This is a genomic window from Plasticicumulans sp. (assembly GCF_035331805.1).
GTDB lineage: Bacteria > Pseudomonadota > Gammaproteobacteria > Competibacterales > Competibacteraceae > Plasticicumulans.
This window is the reverse complement of record NZ_DAOLKE010000519.1, coordinates 1-1,796: the sequence shown is the minus strand read 5'-3', so window position 1 is coordinate 1,796 and position 1,796 is coordinate 1. Positions and strand designations below refer to the sequence as shown.

Genomic DNA, 1,796 nt, shown 5'->3' with positions numbered 1-1,796 from the left:
GAGTGGCACTGCGGATGCCGCATCCCGCTCACTCATCCCGATACCGCCCCGCGATCCCGGCAAACGTCGCGGCCTCGGCCGCGAAGGCATCGGTGACCAGCGGGTCGAAGCGCCGGCCGCGGTCGGCGAGGATCATGTCGACGGCGGTGGCGTGCGGCAGGGGCGGCTTGTAGACGCGGCGGCTGATCAGCGCGTCGTAGACATCGGCAAGCGCCATCAGCCGGGCCGACAGCGGGATGGCCTCGCCGGCCAGCCCTTCCGGGTAGCCGAGACCGTCCCAGCGCTCGTGGTGCGAATAGGCGATCTCGCGCGCGTGGCGCAGGAACGGCAGCGGGGCGCCGAGCAGGCGTTCGGCCATCAGGATCGCGTCGCGGCCGATCACCGGGTGCTCGTGCATGCGCGCGGTCTCGACGGCGTTCAGCGGGCCGGGCTTGAGCAGGATCGCGTCCGGGATGCCGACCTTGCCGATGTCGTGCAGCGGCGCGGACTTGAAGATCAGCTCGATCGCCGTGTCATCGAGCTGTCCGGCGTACTGCGGCTGGCGGCGCAGCTGCAGCGCCAGCACGCGCACGTAGTGCTGGGTGCGCAGCAGGTGGTTGCCGGTTTCGTTGTCGCGGGCTTCGGCGAGCGAGCAGAAGGCCAGGAAGATCGCGTCGCGCACGCGGTCGAGTTCGCTGTTGCGCTCGGCCAGTTCGGAGGCGAGCTGCGACAGTGCCTGCGTGCGCTCGGCGACGCGCGCCTCCAGCGTGCGGTTCTGCTCGCGCAGTGCCGAAGCGGCGGCGCGCAGGTTCAGGTGCGTGCGCACGCGCGCGAGCAGCACCGGCGCGCTGACCGGCTTGCTGACGAAATCGGTGGCGCCGGCCGCGAAGCCGGCGGTTTCCGAGGCCGGGTCGCGGTTGCCGGTCAGGAACACCACCGGCACGTCCTCGCGTCCCGGCAGCGCGCGCAGCCGGCGGCAGACCTCGTAGCCGTCGAGGTCGGGCATGACCACGTCGAGCAGGATCAGGTCGATCGGCAGCGGTCCGGCGAGGATGCGCAGCGCACTTTCGCCGTTGCAGGCGACGTGCAGCCGGTAGTGGGGGCTCAGCAGGCCGTCGATCAGGCGGATGGCATCCGGCGCGTCATCGACGACGAGGATGCGTGCTCCGTCCATGGCAAGGTTGGGGTGAGACACGGCAGGTCTCCGGTCCGGACCGGCGGCATGGCGTCCCTGGCCGCCGGTCCTCAGGGGGGAAGGTCCGGATCAGCTGCGCGAGCCTAGCAGGCCCGAGCCGCGCAGCAAGGCGGCGGCGCGCGTGAAGTCGTAGTTGCGTACCGCCTGCGTCATCTCGCGGACCTGCGCCTCCAGCGAGGCGCCGGCACAGGCGGCGACCAGCTGCTCGGCGACGGCAAGCGCGGAGGTGTCGTGATCGCCGATCAGCAGCGCGAGCTGCTGCGCGAGTTCGGCCGGGTCGCGGCGCGGGGCGCCCGGGCCCACGGCATCGAGCACCGGCTGGCGCTCGGCCTGCCATTGCTCGATGCCGGCGCGCAGCTCGGCGAATGCCTCGGCGAAATCGGCGAGCGCCTCGTCGGCCGGCTTGTCCGGGCGGCACAGCACGCTTTCGAGCGCCGCGGCGCGAAACTGCAGGCGCACGGCGCCGAGCGTGCCGGCGCTGCCCTTGAGCGTGTGTGCGAGGCGCACCGCGGCCAGCCGTTCGCTGCCGGCGAGCAGGCGGCGCACGCGCCGGTCGGCATCGAGATGGTCGCGCCTCTTGCCGGGCATGCGCCCGCAGGTGATGCTTGCCGAGGTCGGCATA

At 72.4% G+C, this 1,796-nt stretch carries 2 protein-coding genes; both read right to left on the bottom strand.

Translation table 11 applies throughout. From position 1 onward, the window contains the following. Positions 1–28 precede the first annotated feature (28 nt). Positions 29–1,174, bottom strand: coding sequence for an HD domain-containing phosphohydrolase (locus PKE44_RS19020; protein WP_324554365.1), 1,146 nt, complete (start codon positions 1,172–1,174; stop codon positions 29–31). A 69-nt stretch (positions 1,175–1,243) separates the two neighbouring features. Beyond that, positions 1,244–1,796: Hpt domain-containing protein (locus tag PKE44_RS19015; protein WP_324554363.1), on the bottom strand; the 553-nt coding region annotated here is incomplete at its 5' end.